Raw genomic sequence first — 23,053 nt, 5'->3', positions numbered from 1 at the left:
CAAGGGATGTGCCAGAAATGAAAACGTGAGGGAATCGCGGCGCGATGTGCGTTACGCGGTTCTGATAAATGAACCGGTGAAAAAAAACGCACCATGCCGGTGCAGGGTGCGTTTCAGTTTTGCACCAACAGGAATGACTGTTAGCGCGGCGCCTCATTTTAGTGCATCAGGCGCTAAGGGACTCTTCATCACGCACACTGGCGGCCAGCTCTTCGCCCGCCAGCTGCAGCTGGTACATCTGCCAGTAGCGCCCTTTTGCTTCCAGCAGCTCGCGGTGCGTACCGCGCTCCACGGCCTGTCCGCGATGCAGCACCAGAATCGTGTCCGCGTCGACGATGGTGGAGAGCCGGTGAGCAATCACCACCAGCGTCGTGTGGTCGCGCACTGCGGCCAGCGCCTGCTGAATCGCCTGCTCGGTTCCAGAATCTATGCTGGCCGTGGCTTCGTCCAGAATCAGCACCTGCGGCGTTTCAATCAGGACGCGCGCCAGCGCCAGGAGCTGTTTTTGCCCCACAGAGAGATTGTTGCCCTGCTCGCCTAGCTTCGTGTTGATCCCGTCGCTAAACCCGCGCGCCAGCTCTGCCAGCTGCACCGTTTCCAGTACCGCCCAAACCTGCGCCTCCGAATAGTCCCGTCCCAGGGTTACGTTGGCGTAGAAGGTATCGGCCAGCACGACCGGATCCTGCTGCACCATCGCAACGCCTTTGCGTAACACCGTGTGGCTGAGCGACGCGAGCGGACGTCCGTCGAGGCGGATTTCGCCTTGCGTGACCGGATAGTAGCCCATCAGCAGGCTGGCGAGCGTGCTTTTACCGCTGCCGGTGTGGCCCACCAGCGCGACGAAACCGCGCGACGGCACATCGAGCGTAATGTCCTGCAACACCAGACGGTCTTCGCGATAGGCAAATGAGACGTTATCAAAGGTGATAGCCCCGCTTTGCAGAGGTCGCTCGTCATTGCCGTAGGCCTGGCGCGGCCTGTCCATCAGCTCAAAGACGCGCTCACCGGCGACAACCGCCTGTTGCAGCATCGATTGCTGCGTAGTGAGTTCGATCAGCGGCTCGTTAAGGCGTCCAAGATAGCTAATGAAAGCGTACAGCACGCCCACTTCAATCGTACCGTTTGCGCTCAGGCCAAAGAGCATCAGCAGCCCGCACAGCACCAGCGCCGAGAACAGGCTCAGCAGCGGTCGCAGCAGGAAACCGTCCAGGCGCAGCGTCTGCATACGCGCCATATAGTGCGAACGGCTGGCTTCGCCCATGCGCTCGCCAAAGCGCGCCTGCTGGCGGAACTGCTGGATGACGCTCATGCCGTTGATCACTTCGTTGAAGCCATCGTTGATATCGGCCAGATAGGCGCGCACCCGGCGCACAATTGGCGTGCTGTAACGCTGGTAAATCACCATGACGATCAGCACCGCCGGGAAGATCGTTATCGCCACCAGCGCCATGCGCCAGTCGAGGCTGAACATCGCCACCAGCATCGCGCCAATCAGCGCCGCGCTGCGCAGCACGGTTGCCACCACGGTGACGTACAGATCGCGGATCACCTCGGTATCGTTAGTCACGCGCGAAATCACCTGCCCGACCGGCTGTGTATCAAATTCGCTGAGCGGCTGGCGAAGCGCCGCGTCCATCACATCGGTACGCAACTGCTGAACCACGCCCACGGCGGCACGGTTAAACAGCAGCGACTGCGCATAGTGCAGCCCTGCCGCCGCCAGCTGCAACCCAACGTAGGCCACGCCTAACCCCGCCACCAGCCCGAGCGGCAGGTAGCTTTTGGCGACCATATTGTCGATGAAATAGCTGATGAGCAGCGGTCCGCTCACTTCGGCAATCGCCGCAATCCAGAGTAAAAGCACAGCAACGGAGAGCGGTTTACGCCACGGCGAGCCGTAGGCCAGCAGACGTTTGAGCGTCGGCCACATCGTTCCAAGCTTACGCATTGGCGGCCTCCTCATCCTGCTCCGGCGCATCGTCCAGCGCCGCCTCAAGCTGCTGATAGCGGTACATATCGCGATACCAGCCCGGCTGCTCGGCAAGCGCGTCATGCTGCCCGCGCTGGGCAATATGGCCGTGCTGCAAGACCAGAATTTCGCTGGCTTCGGTAAGCGCTGACAAACGGTGGGCACTGATAATTATCGTGCGTCCGTCGCCCCACTGGCGCAGGTTATGCAGGATCTGATGCTCGGTACGGCCGTCCACGGCGGAGAGCGCATCGTCCAGAATCAGGATTTCCGCATTGAGCAGCAGGGCGCGGGCAATGGAGATACGCTGTTTTTGCCCGCCGGACAGCATGACGCCGCGTTCCCCGACTTCCGTTTCGTAGCCCTGCGGCAGGCGCAAAATGTCATCATGCACGCTGGCCAAACGCGCCACATGCTCGATCTCTTCCTGCGTTGCCGCAGGGCACCCAAGCGCGATGTTGTTCGCCACGGTGTCAGAAAAAAGAAACGGCGTCTGGCTGACGACCGCCAGGCGACCACGCCACTCATCCAGCAGCAGCCTGGTCAATGGAATATCATGGAAGCGAATATCGCCCTCGGTGACGTCAAAGTGACGCTGGAGCAGCGAGAGTACGGTACTTTTACCGGAGCCCGTCGGGCCGCAGATGCCGAGCATCTGGCCCGGCTGAAGGGTAAAACTGACGTTCTCCAGTACCGGATGTTCCGTTTGCGGATAGATAAACTTGCGGACGTCGACTTTCATGACGCCGCGTCCTTCCGGCAACGCTTCGCTGCCGTCATTGACCACCGGCGCTTCGGCCAGCATGGCGCGAATACGGCTGTAGGCGGCGCTGCCGCGCTCCACGATGTTAAACATCCAGGCCAGCGCCAGCATCGGCCAGATCATCAGCCCCAGATACATGGCAAAGCTGGTCAACTGGCCCAGGGTGAGCGTGCCCTGCACCACCATCCAGCTCCCGCCGCCAATCGCCAGCATATTTGCCATGCCGATTGCGATATAAATCGTTGGATCAAATCGCGCGTCAATACGCGCGACGCGCATGTTTTTCGCCCCCGTGTCGGCCGCATCGGCGGCAAACAGCGCGGACTGCCGGTCTTCCAGACCAAACGCTTTGATCATGCGGATGCTGGTCATGCTCTCCTGGGTGCGATCGTTCAGCGACGAAAACGCCGCCTGCGCCAGCTTGAAGCGCTCGTGCAGTTGTTCGCCATAGCGATTGATCGCCAGCGCCATGAGCGGCATCGGCAGCAGCGCCAGCAGGGTCAGCTGCCAGCTGATCTGCGTTGACATGACGATCAGCACCGCGCAGCCCATTACCAGCGAGTCCACCAGCGTCAGCACCCCTTCCCCGGCGGCAAAGACCACGCGATCGACGTCGTTAGTCGCGCGCGCGATAAGATCCCCGGTGCGATGGCGCAGATAAAATTCGGGATGCTGTCGACTCAGCTGGCGATAAAAATCTTCACGCAGCTCAACGGCCAGCTGATAGGACGCACCAAACAGCAGCACACGCCAGACGTAGCGCAGCAGATAAACAATGACCGCCGTCAGCACCAGCGTGCCAACCCACATCAACACCCGTGCGGTGGTGTAATGCTGTTCGGTGACGCCATCCACGACGTAGCCCACCACTTTCGGCGGGATCAGCTGCAGGATAGCAATGATAATAAGCAGGGCGACTGCACCGAGGTAGCGTTGCCACTCCCGACGAAAGTACCAGCTTAATTGGGCAAATAATCGCACGCGGTTTGTTCCTGAAGGTATTTTACGAAGTTATTCAATGGGTAATGCTGTGGTGTATTTAATCTGTTCCATAGCGAAGCTTGAGGTGACGTCCGATAACCCCGGCACGCTGTTCACCAGCCGCTTGTAGAAGTCATCATAACGCTTCATGTCGGCCACCTGGACGCGCATCAGGTAATCGTACTCGCCGGCCATACGCCAGAAACCGAGCACTTCGGGCATCTCAGACACCTGGGTAACGAAGCGGCAATACCACTCGCTGCAGTGATGCTGGGTTTTTATCAGCACAAATGCCGTCAACCCAAGCCCCAGTTTTTCAGGATCTAACAGCGCGACGCGCCCCAGCAGAATACCGTCATCTTCCAGCTTCTTAAGCCGCTTCCAGCACGGGGTGGTGGTCAGATTAACGGCATCTGCCAGCGCCTGCAAAGAGAGGGTACAGTCACTTTGCAGCAATGAAAGGAGCTTGCGGTCAATTTTATCTAGCATACCCACCTCACAGAGAAAATTTTTCTCCCTTAATTCTATTTTAAAGGCCAGATAGCAACAATTTTTTCTGTGCTTTTCGCTATGCTAGGCACAAAATGACAAACGGATAACGACGATGAATAGCACCTGGGTTAAACATGCGATCAGCGAAATCAATGCCGACTATCAGCGCTCGGCGGATACGCACCTGATTCGCCTTTCCCTGCCGGGATTTGACGGCATTCAGCTCTATCTGAAAGATGAAAGCACCCATCCTACCGGCAGCCTGAAGCATCGCCTGGCGCGCTCGCTGTTTTTATACGGTTTATGTAACGGCTGGATTAAAGAAGGCACCACCATCATTGAATCCTCTTCCGGTTCAACGGCGGTGTCCGAAGCCTATTTCGCCCGCCTGCTGGGCCTGCCGTTTATTGCGGTGATGCCCTCCTGCACCGCAAAACGCAAAATCGAACAGATCGAATTTTACGGCGGTCGCTGCCACTTTGTGGAAAGCGCCTGCGAAATCTACGCCGCCTCTGAAATGCTGGCTCGTGAGCTGAACGGCCACTATATGGACCAGTTCACCTTCGCCGAGCGCGCGACGGACTGGCGCGGGAATAACAACATTGCCGACAGTATTTTCCGCCAGATGACCCACGAACCGCATCCGGTTCCGTCCTACATTGTGATGAGCGCCGGTACCGGCGGTACGTCAGCCACGATCGGACGCTATATCCGATGTCAGGGTTACGATACCCAGCTGATGGTGGTTGACCCGCAGAACTCCGTGTTCCTCGACTACTGGCAAAACCGCGATGCCGGTCTGCGCAGCCCGGTGGGGAGTAAAATTGAAGGGATTGGCCGTCCGCGCGTTGAGCCTTCTTTCATCCCCGACGTTGTGGACGAGATGATGCGCGTGCCGGATGCCGCCAGCGTGGCAACGGCGCACTGGCTGGAAACGCAGCTGGGCCGCAAAGTGGGCGCCTCGACGGGCACCAATATGTGGGGCGCGCTGCAGCTTGCCGCACGTATGCGCGAAGCGGGACGCACCGGTTCCATCGTCACGCTGCTGTGCGACAGCGGCGAGCGTTATCTCGAGACCTACTACAATGCGGAGTGGGTGCAGGCCAACATCGGTGATATCGCCCCCTGGAAGGCGCAGATTGCTCAACTGCTGAAATAAAAAAAGCCAGACCGAAGTCTGGCTTGCTGGAAGGGTCTCACTATTCGGGGGAATATGGGAGGTTGTTATTGTCCAGCCAATGCGTCAAAAAATGGGACACTGCTTCATTACGGCAGTGACCGATAACCGGCAGATGGGGAAGTTCTGCTTTCAGCTGCGCCATCGCATTCCCCATGATCAGACCGCGACCTACGCTACCCAGCATTTCGCGGTCGTTCATGGCGTCACCGAACGCCATACACTCCTGCAGCGTTAATCCCAGGTGGTCGCTCAGCACCGCCAGAGCGGAACCTTTGTTGCAGCCCACCGGCAGCACTTCCAGGCAATCCACCGCCGAGAAGGTCAGGTGCGCCCGGTCGCCCAGCGCCTCATTCAGTTGGATCCGTAAGCGACAGAGATCGTCGTGATCGCCGCAGAAGCAGATCTTGGTCACCGCATGGGCGGGGATCCGACGCAGATCGATAAGCTGGTATTTAAAACCGCTATACACATGCGCGTGCAATAATTCCGGGATGTCGCTTCCGGTAAACCAGCCCCGATCGTTAAAGACGTGGATGCTGGCCTGCGTGTCCCAGGTACTGTGCAGCACGATATCCGCCACTTCCGGGTTGAGATCCTGTCGGTACAGCACATCGCCTTCTACAGAGTGAATTCGCGTCCCGTTGCCGGTGATCAGAAAGGCATCGAGGGCAAACGCGCCCAGCAAATGGCGCATTTCCAGAACATGACGCCCGGTGGCAAACGTCAGAGTGACATTACGCTCGTGCAGGCGCTTCAGCGTGTTCAGGGTTTTCTCCCCTAAACGGTGATCCGGCATTAACAGCGTACCGTCCATATCAAATGCAGCGAGCCGAGCCATGATTACTCCCGAAATGTGATGCGGTTAACTTGTGCATCAGTATCGTGTGAGATATACGGAAGTAATAGTGAATAGATGAGAATTATTGTTCCGGGTTTCTTATGCGCCAGCTTAACCGTCTTAACCAGTATCAACGCCTGTGGCAACCTTCCGCTGGCGCGCCGCAGCAGGTAACCGTAAATGAGCTTGCCAGCCGCTGCTTTTGTAGCGAGCGACATGTCCGTACTCTGCTGCGTCAGGCCCAGGAGGCGGGCTGGCTGACCTGGCGCGCGCAATCCGGGCGTGGAAGGCGCGGTGCGCTGACGTTTCACGTCACTCCGGAATCACTGCGCAATACGATGATGGAAGAAGCGCTAAAAAGCGGGCAGCAGCATAACGCCCTCGAGCTGGCGCAGCTTGCTCCCGAAGATTTGCTTGCGCTGCTGCACCCGTTTTTGGGTGGGCAGTGGCAAAACGACACGCCGACGCTGCGCATCCCCTACTACCGCTCACTGGAGCCGCTTCAGCCGGGCTTTTTACCGGGTCGGGCAGAGCAGCATCTGGCAGGGCAAGTCTTCTCAGGTTTGACGCGATTTCACGGCAACAGCAGTGAACCTACGGGCGATCTGGCGCATCACTGGGATGTGTCGGATGATGGCCTGCGCTGGCATTTCTACATTCGCTCCACGCTGCACTGGCATAACGGCGATAAAATTGAAACGGCGCATCTCCAGCGAAGCCTGACCGCGCTGTTGACGCTTCCCGCCCTGCGCACCCTGTTTCAGAGCATCCTCTGTATCGAAACAACGCATCCGCAGTGCCTGACGTTTACGCTGTATCATCCGGACTACTGGCTGCCGCACAGGCTGGCGACCTACTGTAGCCGTCTGGCGCATCCCGACCATTCGACGATTGGCAGCGGCCCCTTTCGGCTGGTCGCCTTTGAACCCGACCTGGTTCGTCTTGAAAGCCATGAGCAGTACCACCTGAGCCATCCGCTGCTCAAAGCCATCGAATACTGGATCACACCCCAGCTTTTTGATCACAGGTTGGGTACCAGCTGCCGTCACCCGGTGCAAATCGCGATTGGTGAGGCCGACGAGCTGGAAAGTCTGCGGCTGGTAAGCAGCAGCACCAGCCTGGGTTTCTGTTACCTCACGCTAAAACAGAGCGCACGCCTGAGTGAGAACCAGGCAAAGCGGCTGATTAATATCATTCATCACTCCAGGCTTCTCCACACGCTTCCGCTAAACGAGGGGCTCATCACCCCCACCGGGGAACTGCTTCCCGGCTGGACAATCCCCGAATGGACTGATTTAACCGATGTTGCCCTGCCTGAAGCACTGACGCTGGTTTACCATCTTCCCGTTGAGCTTCACACCATGGCCAGCCAGTTGAAGACGTACCTGGCGCTACAGGGGTGTGAGCTGACCGTCATCTTTCATGACGCCAAGACGTGGGACGGATGCCAGCAGCTTGCCGAAGCAGACATCATGATGGGCGACAGGCTGATTGGCGAAGCGCCAGCGTATACGCTTGAGCAGTGGCTGCGCTGCGATACGCTTTGGCCACACGTGTTAAGCGCACCGGCGTACGCCCATTTGCAAGCCACGCTGGATGCGGTACAGACTCAGGCCGAAGCTCGGGATCGGCACGCGGGCCTGAAGGCCATTTTTAGCCGATTAATGGAAAATGCAGTGCTGACGCCGCTCTTTAATTATCAGTACCAGATCAGCGCGCCGCCGGGCGTGAATGGGATTCGCCTCAACACCCGCGGCTGGTTTGATTTTACCGAAGCCTGGCTGCCCGCCCCTAAATCTTGAAGAAGCTGGTCGCCGCCACAGGCAGACGGTAACATAACGTTTTTACCGTAACAGTCGAGATGATTTATGAAACGTGCCGTCGTCGTGTTCAGCGGAGGACAAGACTCTACTACCTGCCTGGTCCAGGCTCTTCATCAGTACGATGAGGTTCACTGTGTCACTTTCGATTATGGTCAGCGCCATCGCGCTGAGATCGACGTTGCCCGTGAACTGGCCCTGAAACTGGGCGCACGCGCGCACAAGGTGCTGGACGTTACGCTGTTAAATGAACTGGCCGTGAGTAGCCTCACCCGGGACAGTATTCCCGTCCCGGACTACGAACCCGATGCCAGCGGCATTCCGAATACCTTCGTGCCGGGCCGCAATATTCTGTTCCTCACCCTGACGGCAATTTATGCCTACCAGGTAAAAGCCGAAGCGGTGATCACGGGCGTGTGTGAAACAGACTTCTCCGGCTACCCGGACTGTCGTGATGAGTTCGTGAAGGCGTTAAATCACGCCGTCAATCTGGGGATGGCGAAAGAGACGCGCTTTGAAACCCCGCTGATGTGGCTGGATAAAGCCGAAACCTGGGCGCTGGCCGACTACTGGGGCAAGCTGGACCTGATTCGCGGCGAAACCCTCACCTGCTACAACGGCATTAAAGGCGACGGTTGCGGCCAGTGCGCCGCCTGTAATCTGCGCGCTAACGGGCTGAACCACTATCTTGCCAATAAAGCCGGCGTGATGGCCGCAATGCAGAAAAAAACCGGGCTTAAATAGGGCGACCTGACCGTGCTGTCGCATAACAGGTGTCGACAGCACGGGTAAGCCTGAACCTGTGTTACACGATCATCAGTTCCAGCTTTTCGCGCAATTCCCCTTCCAGCGGCAGCGCTTTCTGCGTTTTCAGATCGATACAGACAAAGGTGATCAACGCATCAGCCACCACCTGCCCTTCGGGATCGAGCGTAACCACCTGGCTTAACACGCCGCTTTTGCCATTGATCTGCTGCACCTGGCTGGTCACCGTGAGCACATCGCCCAACACGGCAGGGCGACGGTAGTTGATATTGATATTGACGACCACGAACGCGATGTTGTGCGCGGTCATCCACTGAAAGCTTTCGCTGTTTTCCAGCCCGTCCCAGCGCGCTTCCTCAAGAAACTCCAGGTAGCGGGCATTGTTCACATGCTGGTAAACGTCGAGGTGAAAACCGCGTACTTTTATTTTTGTCTGCATAGCGCAATAGCCTTTACTGTTATTGTAGGATGAGAGGTCATAACTGGTATGACCTCTTTATCCTGGCAAAATTTTGCCGCTGTGCAAGTAATTGTGAGATTACAACGTCAGGTGTGCGAGGTTGCGCTCAACCAGCGCGCTCCCCATGCCCGGAACCTGCTTGAGATCGTCGACCGTTTTGAAAGGACCATACTCTTCACGATAGCTTACGATGGCCTGCGCTTTTTTCAGCCCGACGCCATTCATCACGCGGGCCAGCTCTTCCGCAGAGGCCGAATTGATGCTGACTCGCGTACCGTCATCATCCACGTTTTTACCAACGTCAGCCGCTTTGGTTTGCCCCTGCCCCGGCGCTGCGGCGTCGGTCTTACTCTGTACCGCCTGTGGTTTAGCGGCAGGTGTCGCCGCCAGTGCGCCCGCGCTCAGCCCGGTGGTGGCAATAGCCAGCGTAATAAACAGTGCTTTGATTCCACATTTCATGCTGTTATCTCCTTGTTTGTAGACAGCCACGTCACGATAGCCGCCCGATAAAAGAGGCACAAACAGCAGAGTGCAGAAATGGAAAAGGCCGCGAAAGCGGCCTTTAGTTATTGCAGAGCGTTGCGAAAATCTGCGAGCAGATACGTAATTATTGCTGCTGAGTAATGATATCGCCCAGCTTAATTTTGGCCTCTTTACGCAAGTTGCTCATCATGGCTTCGAAGGCAATCTGGGCATTGTTCTGGGTAATCCCCTGGACCATCGCCTTCTTCTGCGCGTCTGGCAGAGTGCCGGCTTTCACTTCATCCAGCGCCAGCAGAACGACGTTACCCTGCATATCGGTAGTGGTGCCGAAGCTTGGCTTGTCTTTCGCCGGCAGAGTCAGGCCAAACGCGGCCTGGCTGATAGGGTCCTGACCAGTACGGCTCAGCGTTTTCGCTTCACCGAAGCTCAGGCCAGCCGCTTTCAGCGCGTCCTGTTTACCCGCTTTCAGATCGGCCAGAATCTTCTCAGCATCCAGTTTCGCCTGCTGTTCCGCTTTGTTGTGCTTAACCTGAGCGACGACCTGATCCTTCACTTCCGCCAGCGGTTTGACCGCTTCTGGCTTGTGCTCGCTGACGCGCAGCACAAACGCACGATCGCCATCGACGGTAATGATGTCTGAGTTACTGCCCGGCGTGCCGTTCTCACCCACCAGACCACCGTTGAAGATGGCATCAGAAACCGGTTTGAAGTTCAGCTCTTCCGGCAGGTTGTCACGACCAAACCAGCCCGTCTCAACCGCTTTCACCCCAGCCGCCTGCTCGGCACCCGCCAGAGATTCGTTGTCGTTGCTGGCAGCATCACTCACTTTCTGCTGCAGCGCATAGTAGGCATCCAGCGCTTTTTCCTGCTTCACTTTTGCCGCGATATCGTCACGAACCTCAGCCAGCGGCTTGGTTTTCGCCGCGGTGATGTCGTCCAGACGCACGACCAGGAAACCTACGGAGGATTTAATGACGCCAGACAGTTGGCCTTTCTCTTTCAGACCCGCATTTTTCAGCTCGTCCGGCGTGGTCGCGTCTTCCAGCCAGCCCATATCGCCGCCGTTTTTCGCAGAGATAATGTCGGTGGATTTCGCTTTCGCGACGGTCGCAAAATCAGCGCCTTTGTTCAGCTCATCCAGTGCCGCTTTGGCATCCGCCTCGGTTTTGGTCTGAATCACGCTGTAGCGGTTACGCTGCGGCTGTGTGAACTGATCCTGATGTTGGTCGTAGTAAGACTGGATTTCCGCGTCAGACGCGCTTTCCTGCAGCGCAGCCGCATCCAGCTTGATGTAGCTCACGCGGAACTGTTCAGGAGAAACAAAGGTATTCTTGTTCTGCTCGTACCAGGCGTTAATGTCAGCGTCGCTCACCTGCTGTTTCGCCGCCAGGGCGTTAACATCAATGGTCGCTTCACGTACAACGCGCTGCTGCGCCACCAGCGCAGCCAGTTCATCCGTTTCGCCTTTGAGCATGAAATCGGTGCCAACAACGGCATTGATGAGCTGCTGGGTGGTCAGTTGGTTACGCAGCGCCTGCGCGTACTGATCGGCCGTCATCCCCATCTGGTTGACGATGCTGTTGTAACGCGCGTTGTCGAATTTACCGTTAGACTGGAAGGCTTGCGTGGAGAAGATGGCTTTTTTCACCTGCTCATCGCTAATGCCAAGGCCGAGTTTTTTGGCATACTGATCCAGCAGCGCTTCGTCGATAAGACGGTTCAGCGTCTGCTGACGCAGGGTCTTCATATACCCTTCGTTTGCTGCCAGTTCAGAGAATTGGTCGCCCAGCTGTTGCTGCATACGGTTACGTTCACCGGCAAAAGCATTCTCGAACTGGCCGCGGCTGATCTCCTGGCCATTCACTTTTGCGGCATAGTTCGCGCCACCGCCAATAAGGTAACTGCTCACGCCGGTCAATATGAACGACACGATAATGATACCGAAAATAATCTTGAGCACGAGACTGTTAGCAGCCGTGCGTAAGCTGTCCATCATGGTGTAACAACACTCCGCTGTAGGTGACTGGTTACCTGACGCTGACGGAAAATCCTGCCCGTCGCGCGTAAAGTCGTATTGTGACAAGAAAACGGGGCGATTGTCAGCCCACAACTCGCATAAACTCGCACAAATCAGGTCTGGACAAACAAAAAAGGCACATCAAAAGATGCGCCCTTGTACTATCCGGCTTCCCTGAAACGGGAAAGCAATCAGTTTACTGCGTCTTTCAGCGCTTTACCTGCACGGAAACCCGGCACTTTAGCGGCAGCAATGGTGATCTCTTTACCGGTCTGAGGGTTGCGGCCAGTACGGGCAGCACGCTCTTTAACAGCAAAAGTACCGAAGCCTACCAGTGCAACGTCGTCCCCAGCCTGCAGAGATTCAGTAACAGAAGCAATTAATGCATCTAACGCACGTCCAGCTGCAGCTTTAGAAATATCAGCACCAGCAGCAATTTTGTCAATCAGTTGAGATTTATTCACTGTTCTCTTCCTCTCTTTATAATTTATATCGCGCCTGAATCCTTCACAACGCGACCGCGCAGCAGTTATATCAGGCCTGCCATGACCTTACAACACCCGTTGTTGATGGCTGACCTAATCAGCAATCTAAATTAGCTATACAAAAAAAGGCTGGCAAGTGCGAAATGACTTACCAGCCTTGTTTTTATTGACGCTCTTTGCGCGAGGTCACTATTTTGCGGTTACAACCTGCATTCCGGACGGTTCATTCTGCAATGCGAGACTAAGTACTTCCTCAATTCGCTTAACAGGATGGATCTGCAGGTCGGCAATCACGTTGTCCGGAATCTCTTCCAGATCGCGTTTGTTTTCGTAAGGGATCAATACGGTTTTGATCCCACCACGATGCGCCGCCAGCAGTTTTTCTTTTAAGCCACCGATTGGCAGAACCTGACCGCGCAGGGTGATTTCACCGGTCATTGCCACATCAGCACGCACCGGGTTACCTGTCAGGCAAGAAACCAGAGCGGTACACATGGCAATACCCGCGCTTGGACCATCTTTCGGCGTCGCCCCTTCAGGTACGTGTACGTGGATGTCGCGTTTTTCGTAGAAATCCGGGTTGATACCCAGTTTCTCCGCGCGCGCGCGCACCACGGTCAGCGCCGCCTGAATGGACTCCTGCATCACTTCACCCAGCGAGCCGGTATAGGTCAGCTTGCCTTTACCCGGTACACAGGCGGTTTCGATGGTCAGCAGATCGCCGCCCACTTCCGTCCATGCCAGACCGGTGACTTGGCCAACGCGGTTTTCGTTATCCGCGCGACCATAGTCGAAGCGCTGAACGCCGAGATAGGCATGCAGGTTATCACCATTAATCGTGATGTGTTTCAGGCTCTTATCCAGCAGCAGCTGTTTCACCGCCTTACGGCACAGTTTAGAGATTTCACGCTCAAGGCTACGCACGCCCGCTTCACGGGTGTAGTAGCGGATGATGCCAATAATCGCGCTGTCCTCGACGGTCAGCTCGTTGGCTTTCAGCGCGTTACGCTCAATCTGTTTCGGCAGCAGGTGCTGTTTCGCGATGTTCAGCTTCTCGTCTTCGGTATAGCCGGAGAGACGGATCACTTCCATACGGTCCAGCAGCGGGGCCGGAATGTTCATGGAGTTCGACGTCGCGACAAACATAACGTCGCTCAGGTCGTAATCCACTTCCAGGTAGTGATCGCTGAACGCCACGTTCTGTTCTGGATCAAGCACTTCCAGCAGCGCAGACGCAGGGTCACCACGCATGTCCGACGACATTTTGTCGATCTCATCGAGCAGGAACAGCGGGTTTTTAACGCCCACTTTCGCCATCTTCTGGATCAGTTTACCCGGCATAGAACCGATGTAGGTACGGCGGTGACCGCGGATTTCCGCTTCATCGCGTACGCCGCCCAGCGCCATACGGATATACTTACGTCCGGTCGCTTTAGCGATGGACTGGCCCAGAGAGGTTTTACCCACCCCCGGCGGTCCTACCAGGCACAGAATCGGGCCTTTAATTTTGTTTACACGGCTCTGTACCGCGAGGTACTCAAGAATGCGGTCTTTCACGCGTTCCAGGCCATAATGGTCAGTATCCAGGATCTCCTGCGCCTGACGCAGGTCTTTTTTGACCTTGCTGCGGGCGTTCCAAGGAACCTGTACCATCCACTCAATGTAGCCGCGCACCACGGTCGCTTCAGCCGACATCGGAGACATCATTTTCAGCTTCTGCAGTTCTGCTTCCGCTTTCTCTTTCGCCTCTTTCGGCATCTTCGCCGCGTCGATCTTACGCTTCAGCGCTTCGTTTTCGTCCGGCGCGTCGTCCATCTCGCCCAGCTCTTTCTGAATAGCCTTCATTTGCTCATTCAGATAGTACTCACGCTGAGATTTTTCCATCTGCTTTTTCACGCGGTTGCGAATACGCTTCTCAACCTGCAGCAGATCGATTTCAGACTCCATCATCGCCATCAGGTATTCCAGACGTTCGTTAACGTCGGACATTTCCAGCACGGACTGTTTGTCAGCCAGCTTCAGCGGCATGTGTGCAGCGATGGTGTCCGCCAGACGTGCAGGATCGTCGATGCTGTTCAGCGACGTCAGCACTTCTGGTGGGATTTTCTTGTTCAGCTTGATATAGCCTTCAAACTGGCTAATCGCGGTGCGAACCAGCACTTCCTGTTCGCGCTCATCAAGTTCAGGCGAATCAAGGTACTCTGCCTTCGCAGAGAAGTGTTCGCCGTCGTCTGACAGAGTGGTAATACGCGCACGCTGCAGGCCTTCTACCAGCACCTTCACGGTGCCGTCAGGCAGCTTCAGCATCTGCAAAATAGAGGCCACGGTCCCGACGGTGAAAAGATCGTTTACACCCGGCTCATCCGTTGATGCTTCTTTCTGCGCCACCAGCATGATTTTTTTATCATGATCCATAGCGGCTTCGAGGCAACGGATAGATTTTTCCCGCCCTACAAATAAGGGTATGACCATGTGCGGATAAACCACCACATCGCGCAACGGCAATACGGGGATTTCAATGCGTTCAGAACGCTCAGGATTCATAGAGCTCTCTCTTAGTTAGTGTCCGCCAGGTAAGCTGGTCATGTCACTGTGCTTCACATAACCATTAACATGTATCCAGTATATGGGGATGTTTCCCACACATTCAACGCTATGAATACGGAAAAAGTAAAGGGGAGATAAAATCCCCCCTTTTTGATTAACTGCTTGTATGATTTGGTGAATTATTCGCCAGATGCCTGCTGGGCTTCCGGTTTGCCGTAAATCAGCAGCGGTTTGGTTTGACCGCTGATGACCGACTCGTCAATCACCACTTTCTCAACGTCTTCCATCGACGGCAGATCGTACATGGTGTCGAGCAGTGCAGCTTCAACGATAGAACGCAGGCCACGCGCGCCGGTTTTGCGGCTCATTGCTTTTTTGGCAATCGCATCCAGCGCTTCGTCGCGGAATTCCAGATCAACCCCTTCCAGATTGAACAGCGCCTGATACTGCTTGGTCAGCGCATTTTTCGGCTCTTTCAGGATCTGGATCAGCGCCTCTTCACTCAGCTCATTCAGCGTAGCCACAACCGGCAGACGACCGATGAATTCAGGGATCAGACCGAATTTGATCAGATCTTCTGGTTCAACCTGTGCCAGGAGCTCGCCTTCGTTCGGTTTTTCGGATGTGGATTTCACCGTTGCGCCAAAACCAATGCCGGAGCCGGTTTCAACACGGTGGGAGATAACTTTATCCAGACCAGCAAAGGCACCGCCACAGATGAACAGGATCTTGGAGGTATCAACCTGCAGGAACTCCTGCTGCGGATGTTTACGACCACCCTGTGGCGGAACGGCGGCAACCGTACCTTCGATCAGCTTCAGCAGTGCCTGCTGTACGCCTTCACCCGATACGTCACGAGTGATGGACGGGTTGTCGGATTTACGGGAGATCTTGTCGATCTCATCGATGTAAACAATCCCGCGCTGGGCTTTCTGTACGTCGTAATCGCACTTCTGCAGCAGTTTCTGGATGATGTTTTCGACGTCCTCACCCACGTAACCGGCTTCGGTCAGGGTGGTGGCATCCGCCATGGTGAACGGAACATCAAGCAGACGTGCCAGGGTTTCAGCCAGCAGCGTTTTACCGGAACCGGTTGGGCCGATCAGCAGAATGTTACTTTTACCCAGTTCCACGCCATTGCTGGTATCGCCGTTACGCAGGCGTTTGTAGTGGTTATAGACCGCTACCGCCAGCACTTTCTTGGCCTGCTCCTGGCCGATGACGTAGTCGTCAAGGTGATGACGAATTTCATGCGGCGTTGGCAGCGCGCTGCGCTCACGGTGCGGTGCGACTTCTTTAATCTCTTCGCGAATGATGTCGTTACATAAATCGACGCATTCGTCGCAGATATACACGGACGGCCCGGCAATCAGTTTACGCACTTCATGCTGGCTTTTGCCGCAAAAAGAGCAGTACAGCAGTTTGCCCGAACCATCTTTGCGTTTATCTGTCATGAGTCCAAACCTCTTTTTAAGTTCTTTGTGCCGCACATGACGACGCAAATGCCATTCTAAGACGCAAGCTGCATCAAGCAGCGTGCCGCCCTACCTTAGTATAGCGGCACACTCGCGTCGCGGGCATCAATTACGATGGGTCAACACCGAGTCGACTAAGCCGTACTCAACTGCCTCTGAAGCAGAGAGGAAGCGATCGCGCTCGGTATCGCGCTCGATCTGCTCGAGAGGTTGACCCGTATGCTGCGCCATAAGTTCATTCATGCGCGCTTTTACTTTCAGGATTTCGCGGGCGTGGATTTCGATATCCGTCGCCTGCCCCTGGTAACCGCCCAGCGGCTGGTGAATCATCACGCGGGAATTCGGCAAGCAGAAACGCTTACCCTTCGCCCCTGCGGTTAACAGGAACGCGCCCATAGATGCGGCCTGACCCATACAGATCGTGCTGACATCCGGTTTGATGAATTGCATGGTGTCATAAATGGACATCCCTGCGGTAATCACGCCACCCGGGGAGTTAATGTACAGGTAAATGTCTTTTTCCGGGTTTTCCGCTTCCAGAAACAGCATCTGCGCCACGATCAGGTTAGCCATGTGGTCTTCCACCTGGCCGGTCAGAAAGATAACGCGTTCCTTGAGCAGACGGGAATAGATATCAAAAGAACGCTCACCACGTGAGGTCTGTTCAATAACCATTGGCACCAGAGCCATATGGGGTGCAAAGTTATCTCGTTCGCCACTGTATGACATTTCCGTCTCCTGGATCAAAATTGAAAACACCTGCTGTACTGATTGTAACCTTACGGACGGATTATCAGCCAGTCTCATTCATCATGATTACGTACTTATGGGGTTCACAGTGCCCTATTTCAAGCATAACAACCTTTTGTTGTTACGCTAACACCGAAAGGGCGTTTTAGCACTCTTCCTGGGCTCTGGCTGCGATAAAAAAAACCCGCTGCCGCAAGGCAACGGGTTTTCTGTTCAAACTTTAAACCGTTGGGGCGAAATTACGCCTGCTGGTTCATCAGTTCGTTGAAAGAGGTCGCTTTTTCGGTCACTTTCGCTTTCGCCAGTACCGCTTCAACAGCCTGCTCTTCCAGGGCAACGTTGCGCATGTTGTCCATCAGCTCTTTGTTCTTACCGTAGAACTCGATCACTTCTGATGGATCTTCGTATGCAGAAGCCATCTCTTCGATCAGGCCTTTCACACGCTCTTCGTCAGCTTTCAGCTCGTGGGTACGAATCACTTCGCCCAGCAGCAGGCCAACCACAACGCGGCGTTTTGCCTGCTCTTCGAACAGCTCGCGTGGCAGTTCCATCGCTTGCTGCTGGTTGCCACCGAAACGCTGTGCAGCCTGACGGCGCAGAACGTCGATTTCGCTGTCGATCAGGGCAGCAGGAACGTCGATTTCGTTGGCTTTCACCAGGCCTTCGATCGCCTGAGACTTCACGCGGTTACGCACAGCACCGTTCAGCTCGCGCTCCATGTTTTTACGCACTTCGGTACGCAGGCCAGCAACAGAACCGTCTTCCACGCCGAAACGTTTGATGAACTCTTCAGTCAGTTCTGGCAGTTCGCGCTCTTCCACTTTCTTCAGGTTGATGACGAACTTCGCTGCTTTACCTTTCAGGTTTTCAGCGTGGTACTCTTCCGGGAAGGTCACGTCGATGGTGAACTCTTCGCCAGCCTTGTGGCCTTTGATACCGTCTTCGAAGCCTGGGATCATACGACCTTGGCCCATTGCCAGTACGAAGTCAGACGCTTTGCCGCCTTCGAACTCTTCGCCGTCTACAGAACCGGTGAAGTCGATGGTTACGCGGTCTTCCGCGTCAACAGCGCCTTCTTTCTCTTTCCAGTTCGCCTGCTGCTTACGCAGGGTGTCCAGCATGCCGTCAACGTCTTCGTCAGTCACGGAGACAATCGGTTTTTCAACTTCGATAGATTCCAGACCTTTCAGCTCAACTTCCGGATACACTTCAAACTCTACGGAGTAGGTGAAGTCTTCGCCCAGTTTGTATTCGCCTGGAACGTAGTTTGGCGCACCGGCCGGATTGATTTTTTCTTTGATGATCGCATCGATAAAGTTGCGGCTCATCAGTTCACCCAGCACATCCTGACGCACGGAAGCGCCATAACGCTGAGCAACAACATTCATTGGTACTTTGCCCTTACGGAAGCCGTCAATACGTACTTTTTTTGCTACGTTGACCAGCTCGCTTTTCACAGCAGTTTCGATGCTGTCAGCAGCGATAGTAATCGTTACACGGCGGCCAAGGCCTTGAGTGGTTTCAACTGAAACTTGCATCTTGTTACCTCAAAAAAATCACAGTGCTCGGTCAACTCTGAATCTGTCTGTTATACCGGGATGCTCTCTTAGTGCAGATTCACATTCCCTGTCGCCAGAATCATCCCGAAGACATTCAATAAGACGCGGCATTATAGCGGCATCACTTAGGTGAGTCGAGAACGGTTGGGGCATGTTGCTGCGGCTTTTTTCACACTTTAAGGCTATTTTTAGCCTTAAAATCGCACCATCCGCTCAAAACTCAGACAAAACAAAACGGCCCGAAGGCCGTTTTGAGGAAATCTGTAAGCAACATACTGGAAAAGCTCCAGCCGTTGCAAATCCGATTTATCAGGCGATAGTGCCTGCACCGCGACAGGGCGGCGATGCGAAAACCGTATCCTGCAAGCCTTCCCATTCCTTAATGGTGTAGGTATGCAGTGCCAGCGCATGCACGGTCGTGGAGAGCTCTTCCGTCAAGGTGCTGTAGATCAAGCGATGTCGGTTCAGGAAACGTTCTCCCGTGAAGCGATCGCTAACCAGAACCACTTTAAAGTGGCTTTCAGAACCTGCCGGTACGTTATGACGATAGCTTTCGTCGACGACTTCGAGGAACACAGGGTTGAACGCTGCCCTTAATTTATCTTCTATATGCTCACGTATCATCATGAAATTACTCCTCCGACAACGCCAGGATGTCACCCATCCCTTTAAATATTAGCCGCTTTTACCGTTTCCATTACACATTGACAACAAATATTTAGCTTTCGTCCGATTTTCTCATTCAAACGAATGAAGTTAACTGTGAGGCTCATACCTTTTATCATCCGTGAAAGGAGAAAATGAGTGAGCTGGTCAGTTTTCAGACAAGACGATGAATTTACATGCGTTGACCACTTCCCCTGACCGTTGGCGATGTTATGATGGCGGCAATTTTTCTCTCTATTATGCTTACGATTCGTGAGAACTTAAAAATGTTAAAAAAACTCTTCTTTCCATTGGTAGCCCTTTTTATGCTGGCAGGCTGTGCTACCCCGCCTACCACCATTGATGTCTCACCAAAAATCACCCTGCCTCAGCAGGACCCAAGCCTGATGGGCGTCACCGTGAGCATTAACGGTGCCGATCAGCGTCAGGATCAGGCGCTGGCAAAAGTGACCCGCGATAACCAGCAGGTGACGCTCACCGCGTCCCGTGACCTGCGCTTCCTGCTGCAGGAAGTGCTGGAGAAACAAATGACTGCTCGCGGCTATATGATCGGCCCAAGCGGTGCGGTTGATCTGCAGATCATCGTCAACAACCTGTACGCTGACGTGTCACAGGGCAACGTGCGCTACAATATCGCCACCAAAGCGGATATCGCCATCATTGCCACCGCGAAGAATGGCAACAAGATGACCAAAAACTACCGCGCGAGCTACTCTGTTGAAGGTGCGTTCCAGGCATCCAACCAGAACATTGCTAACGCCGTTAACAGCGTGCTGACCGATACCATCGCCGATATGGCGCAGGACACCAGCATCCACGACTTTATCAAGCAGAACGCACGTTAATCCTGCTCACTGACCCGGTGTAACACCGGGTCAGTCTTATAAGAACATGTCCAGCCATTACTTACGCATTTTCCAGCAACCGAAATCAGCGATTCTGCTGATCCTCGGCTTTGCCTCGGGTTTACCCCTCGCGCTCACCTCCGGCACGCTTCAGGCGTGGATGACGGTCGAGAACATCGATCTCAAAACCATTGGTTTCTTCTCGCTTGTCGGTCAGGCCTATGTCTTCAAGTTCCTGTGGTCGCCGGTGATGGATCGCTATACGCCGCCGTTCCTCGGGCGTCGCCGCGGCTGGCTGGTGATGACGCAGGTCCTGCTGCTGCTGGCCATCGCGGCGATGGGGTTTCTTGAGCCCACCACGCAGCTGCGCTGGATGGCCGCGCTTGCGGTGGTGATTGCCTTCTGTTCCGCCTCTCAGGATATCGTGTTCGACGCCTGGAAGACGGACGTGTTACCTGCGGAAGAACGCGGTGCCGGTGCGGCCATCAGCGTGCTGGGCTATCGCCTCGGGATGCTGGTCTCCGGCGGGCTGGCGCTGTGGCTTGCCGACCGTTACCTCGGCTGGCAGGGCATGTACTGGCTAATGGCCACCCTGCTTATCCCCTGCATTATCGCCACGCTCTTTGCCCCCGAACCGAGCGACGTTATTCCGGTTCCCCGCTCGCTGGAGCAGGCCGTGGCCGAACCGCTGCGCGACTTCTTTGGCCGCAACAACGCCTGGCTGATCCTGCTGCTGATCGTCCTTTATAAGCTTGGCGACGCCTTTGCCATGAGCCTGACCACCACCTTCCTGATCCGCGGTGTCGGTTTTGACGCTGGTGAAGTGGGGGTAGTGAATAAAACGCTGGGGCTGTTTGCGACCATTGTCGGGGCACTTTACGGTGGCGTGCTGATGCAGCGCCTGACGCTGTTCCGCGCACTGCTGATCTTCGGTATTCTTCAGGGCGCCTCTAACGCGGGCTACTGGCTGCTGTCGATTACCGACAAACATATGATCAGCATGGCCGCTGCGGTGTTCTTCGAAAATCTCTGCGGCGGTATGGGGACAGCAGCCTTTGTCGCCCTGCTGATGACCCTGTGCAACAAGTCATTTTCCGCCACGCAGTTCGCGCTGCTCTCGGCGCTCTCTGCCGTTGGCCGCGTTTACGTAGGTCCGATTGCCGGCTGGTTTGTGGAAGCCCACGGTTGGCCAACGTTTTATCTTTTCTCCGTCGTGGCTGCCGTGCCGGGGATTTTATTGTTGCTGGTCTGTCGCCAGACGCTGGAATATACCCAGCGGACCGAACACTTTATGCCACGAACGGAATATCACCGCGCCTACCGTTTTGCGTTACGTCTGTTAATGATGGGCTGCGTTGCGCTGGCACTCTGGCTTATCGTGCTCATTATTAATGCCAGCACACCACTGGCGCTCCCGTTTGAGGCCCTTCTGCTGGACGCCGGAGCCCTGCTGGCCATCGCTGGGATCCTGACGGGCGGTCTGCTCGATTTCATGGCGTTGCGTAAAACGCAGCTGACCTGAAGAAAAATGCGAAAGGTTATTTCCCGTTGTAATCACCAACCGAAATTATAACGGTGAAATAGCCACCATCGACTAAAAAAAATATTTGTTGTTTTGTGCGGGATAGGATTTGGAAATTATTGGCTCTGGTTCCAAAACGCTATTTTTCATTAAACGATTCAGCATGCGATAGTTTGATTTTTCGTTTTTTAGATGTCTTTTTATTGATAATTAATTGTTAATTTTTTGTTTATTTTTAACAATGGTTATACCAATTGTCCCTTTTAGGGTATGCTTGGGGGTCCTTTCGTTATAAAGCCCATCTCATGCGGCTTCGGTCATAAAAACCGACATAATTTGCAACACTTGTGACACGTGCGGCAGAACCCGGTAACACCTTCCTGACACAGGCCTAATGATGTTTACAGTAATGTAACCTTCCCGTAAAATGCCCGCACACTTTAAACGCCACCAGACTCCCGTGGAATTGAGGTCGTTAAATGAGACTCAGGAAATACAATAAAAGTTTGGGATGGTTGTCATTATTCGCAGGCACTGTATTACTCAGTGGCTGTGATTCTGCACTACTAGACCCCAAAGGACAGATTGGACTGGAACAACGTTCACTGATATTGACGGCTTTTGGCCTGATGTTGATTGTGGTTATTCCAGCCATTTTGATGGCTGTTGGTTTCGCCTGGAAGTATCGTGCGAGCAATAAAGATGCGAAGTATAGCCCGAACTGGTCACACTCCAACAAAGTGGAAGCTGTGGTCTGGACGGTACCTATCCTGATCATCCTGTTCCTTGCCGTACTGACCTGGAAAACCACTCACGCACTTGAGCCAAGCAAGCCGCTGGTTCACGATGAAAAACCGATTACCATTGAAGTGGTCTCCATGGACTGGAAATGGTTCTTCATCTATCCAGAGCAGGGCATTGCTACCGTGAATGAAATCGCCTTCCCGGCGAACACTCCGGTTCAGTTCAAAGTGACCTCCAACTCCGTAATGAACTCCTTCTTCATCCCGCGTCTGGGTAGCCAGATTTACGCGATGGCCGGTATGCAGACTAACCTGCATCTGATCGCGAATGAAGCAGGCACCTACGATGGTATCTCCGCCAGCTATAGCGGCCCGGGCTTCTCAGGTATGAAGTTCAAAGCTATTGCAACGCCAGACCGTGCCGCTTTCGACCAGTGGGTTGAAAAAGCGAAACAGTCTCCAAACACCATGTCTGACATGGCGGCGTTCGAAAAAGTGGCTGCACCTAGCGAATACAACAAGGTGGAGTACTTCTCTAACGTGAAGCCTGATTTGTTCAAAGACGTTATTGGCAAATTTATGGATCACGGCAAGAGCATGGACATGACCCAGCCAGAAGGCGAGCACAGCGCGCACGAAGGTATGGAAGGCATGGACATGAGCCACGCGGAAACCGCTCACTAAGGGGCCGAG

19 protein-coding genes are annotated in these 23,053 nt (G+C 54.8%); 6 read left to right on the top strand and 13 right to left on the bottom strand.

Annotated features, from left to right (window positions below):
* Positions 1-166 precede the first annotated feature (166 nt).
* The 3 genes from ACOTXF_RS05650 to ACOTXF_RS05640 are packed head-to-tail and all read right to left on the bottom strand — an operon-like array spanning position 167 to position 4,202.
* Positions 167-1,948, bottom strand: coding sequence for a SmdB family multidrug efflux ABC transporter permease/ATP-binding protein (locus ACOTXF_RS05650; protein ID WP_047745418.1), 1,782 nt, complete (start codon positions 1,946-1,948; stop codon positions 167-169).
* Complete coding sequence (locus ACOTXF_RS05645; protein ID WP_032664025.1) at positions 1,941-3,713, bottom strand: SmdA family multidrug ABC transporter permease/ATP-binding protein; 1,773 nt, start codon at positions 3,711-3,713, stop codon at positions 1,941-1,943. Before ACOTXF_RS05645 ends, ACOTXF_RS05650 begins: the two co-directional genes overlap by 8 nt.
* 30 nt (positions 3,714-3,743) lie before the next feature.
* The gene (locus ACOTXF_RS05640) at positions 3,744-4,202 is read right to left on the bottom strand and encodes an Lrp/AsnC family transcriptional regulator (protein WP_232926694.1); all 459 of its coding nucleotides are present in this window, start codon (positions 4,200-4,202) and stop codon (positions 3,744-3,746) included.
* A 115-nt stretch (positions 4,203-4,317) separates the two neighbouring features.
* Here ACOTXF_RS05640 and ACOTXF_RS05635 point away from each other — a divergent pair, with 115 nt between their 5' ends.
* Positions 4,318-5,364 (top strand): PLP-dependent cysteine synthase family protein, encoded by a 1,047-nt coding sequence (locus tag ACOTXF_RS05635; protein ID WP_008503308.1) that lies wholly within the window; start codon positions 4,318-4,320, stop codon positions 5,362-5,364.
* Positions 5,365-5,404: 40 nt separating this feature from the next.
* Here the strand turns inward: ACOTXF_RS05635 and cof are convergent, their stop codons facing one another.
* On the bottom strand, positions 5,405-6,223 hold the full coding sequence (gene cof / locus ACOTXF_RS05630; RefSeq protein WP_008503309.1) for an HMP-PP phosphatase: 819 nt from the start codon (positions 6,221-6,223) through the stop codon (positions 5,405-5,407).
* A gap of 101 nt (positions 6,224-6,324) precedes the next feature.
* Between cof and ACOTXF_RS05625 the strand changes: the two genes are divergently transcribed.
* Both ACOTXF_RS05625 and queC read left to right on the top strand, forming a co-directional pair.
* Entirely contained in the window at positions 6,325-8,025 is a 1,701-nt protein-coding gene (locus tag ACOTXF_RS05625; RefSeq protein ID WP_045416695.1) for an SgrR family transcriptional regulator, read from the top strand.
* 66 nt (positions 8,026-8,091) lie between these two features.
* On the top strand, positions 8,092-8,787 hold the full coding sequence (gene queC / locus ACOTXF_RS05620; protein ID WP_232926695.1) for a 7-cyano-7-deazaguanine synthase QueC: 696 nt from the start codon (positions 8,092-8,094) through the stop codon (positions 8,785-8,787).
* Between the two features lie 61 nt (positions 8,788-8,848).
* Here queC and ACOTXF_RS05615 read toward each other — a convergent pair whose 3' ends face one another.
* From ACOTXF_RS05615 to bolA, 9 genes are all read right to left on the bottom strand, one after another.
* Complete coding sequence (locus ACOTXF_RS05615) at positions 8,849-9,247, bottom strand: YbgC/FadM family acyl-CoA thioesterase (RefSeq protein ID WP_021241651.1); 399 nt, start codon at positions 9,245-9,247, stop codon at positions 8,849-8,851.
* A gap of 99 nt (positions 9,248-9,346) precedes the next feature.
* A complete protein-coding gene (locus tag ACOTXF_RS05610; RefSeq protein ID WP_025912626.1) occupies positions 9,347-9,727 on the bottom strand; it encodes a helix-hairpin-helix domain-containing protein in 381 nt (126 codons plus the stop codon).
* 148 nt (positions 9,728-9,875) lie between these two features.
* Positions 9,876-11,747 (bottom strand): peptidylprolyl isomerase, encoded by a 1,872-nt coding sequence (gene ppiD, locus ACOTXF_RS05605; protein ID WP_032674258.1) that lies wholly within the window; start codon positions 11,745-11,747, stop codon positions 9,876-9,878.
* Positions 11,748-11,959: 212 nt separating this feature from the next.
* Positions 11,960-12,232 carry a nucleoid-associated protein HU-beta gene (gene hupB, locus ACOTXF_RS05600; RefSeq protein WP_002444653.1) on the bottom strand — a complete coding sequence of 91 codons (273 nt, stop codon included), beginning with the start codon at positions 12,230-12,232 and terminating at the stop codon, positions 11,960-11,962.
* Between the two features lie 210 nt (positions 12,233-12,442).
* The gene (lon, locus tag ACOTXF_RS05595) at positions 12,443-14,797 is read right to left on the bottom strand and encodes an endopeptidase La (RefSeq protein WP_008503315.1); all 2,355 of its coding nucleotides are present in this window, start codon (positions 14,795-14,797) and stop codon (positions 12,443-12,445) included.
* A 182-nt stretch (positions 14,798-14,979) separates the two neighbouring features.
* Complete coding sequence (gene clpX, locus ACOTXF_RS05590; protein ID WP_008503316.1) at positions 14,980-16,254, bottom strand: ATP-dependent protease ATP-binding subunit ClpX; 1,275 nt, start codon at positions 16,252-16,254, stop codon at positions 14,980-14,982.
* Between the two features lie 126 nt (positions 16,255-16,380).
* A complete protein-coding gene (clpP, locus tag ACOTXF_RS05585; RefSeq protein WP_008503317.1) occupies positions 16,381-17,004 on the bottom strand; it encodes an ATP-dependent Clp endopeptidase proteolytic subunit ClpP in 624 nt (207 codons plus the stop codon).
* A gap of 260 nt (positions 17,005-17,264) precedes the next feature.
* On the bottom strand, positions 17,265-18,563 hold the full coding sequence (tig, locus tag ACOTXF_RS05580) for a trigger factor (protein WP_008503318.1): 1,299 nt from the start codon (positions 18,561-18,563) through the stop codon (positions 17,265-17,267).
* Between the two features lie 330 nt (positions 18,564-18,893).
* On the bottom strand, positions 18,894-19,211 hold the full coding sequence (gene bolA, locus ACOTXF_RS05575) for a transcriptional regulator BolA (RefSeq protein WP_021241655.1): 318 nt from the start codon (positions 19,209-19,211) through the stop codon (positions 18,894-18,896).
* Between the two features lie 305 nt (positions 19,212-19,516).
* On the opposite strand from bolA, the gene ACOTXF_RS05570 reads away from it, so the two are divergent.
* From ACOTXF_RS05570 to cyoA, 3 genes are all read left to right on the top strand, one after another.
* Positions 19,517-20,095, top strand: a complete 579-nt coding sequence (locus ACOTXF_RS05570; RefSeq protein ID WP_023310568.1) for a lipoprotein — start codon at positions 19,517-19,519, stop codon at positions 20,093-20,095.
* A gap of 46 nt (positions 20,096-20,141) precedes the next feature.
* Positions 20,142-21,617, top strand: a complete 1,476-nt coding sequence (gene ampG / locus ACOTXF_RS05565; protein WP_047745424.1) for a muropeptide MFS transporter AmpG — start codon at positions 20,142-20,144, stop codon at positions 21,615-21,617.
* A 479-nt stretch (positions 21,618-22,096) separates the two neighbouring features.
* Positions 22,097-23,044, top strand: coding sequence for a cytochrome o ubiquinol oxidase subunit II (gene cyoA, locus ACOTXF_RS05560; RefSeq protein WP_008503322.1), 948 nt, complete (start codon positions 22,097-22,099; stop codon positions 23,042-23,044).
* Positions 23,045-23,053 lie beyond the last annotated feature (9 nt).

This window comes from Enterobacter cloacae complex sp. IR53041 (assembly GCF_049238285.1).
Taxonomy (GTDB): Bacteria; Pseudomonadota; Gammaproteobacteria; order Enterobacterales; family Enterobacteriaceae; genus Enterobacter; species Enterobacter roggenkampii.
Note: the sequence above shows the minus strand (reverse complement) of the source record. Positions and strands in the feature narration are given on the sequence as shown.